The following is a 390-nucleotide window of genomic DNA, read 5'->3' as shown; positions in this document are numbered from 1 at the left end:
GGGCCAGATTAGTGGCACCGCAATCGGGAGGACATCTCCGTGACATCCGCAGCCGCGTCGGCACCCTTCACCCCCTTCTCCGGACCGTTCGCCATCGGCACCCTTTCGGCACCGGGCGAGACCAGGTTCCCGGGCCTCGTGACGCCGGAGGGCCGAGCGCTCGACCTGCGCACGGCACTGGACGACCCCGCGTTGACCACGCTCACGCTCCTGGAGCGCTGGGACGAGGAGCTGCCGCGGCTGCACACCCTCGCCGGGGACCCGACGCGCGGCTGGCGACCGTTGGCGGACCTGGCAGTGCACGCTCCCGTCGAGCCCCGGCAGATCTTCCAGTCCGGCGCCAACTACCGGCGGCACGTGATCGACCTGGCGGTCGCACACCGCGCCCCG

At 72.3% G+C, this 390-nt stretch carries 1 pseudogene; it reads left to right on the top strand.

The features are described 5' to 3' along the window. Positions 1–33: 33 nt before the first annotated feature. Positions 34–390: pseudogene (locus RB628_RS41595) on the top strand (hydrolase); the annotation flags it as partial.

Origin of the sequence: Streptomyces sp. ADMS (assembly GCF_033441795.1) — a bacterium.
In the GTDB taxonomy this organism is placed as follows: Bacteria; Actinomycetota; Actinomycetes; order Streptomycetales; family Streptomycetaceae; genus Streptomyces.
Note: the sequence above shows the minus strand (reverse complement) of the source record. Positions and strands in the feature narration are given on the sequence as shown.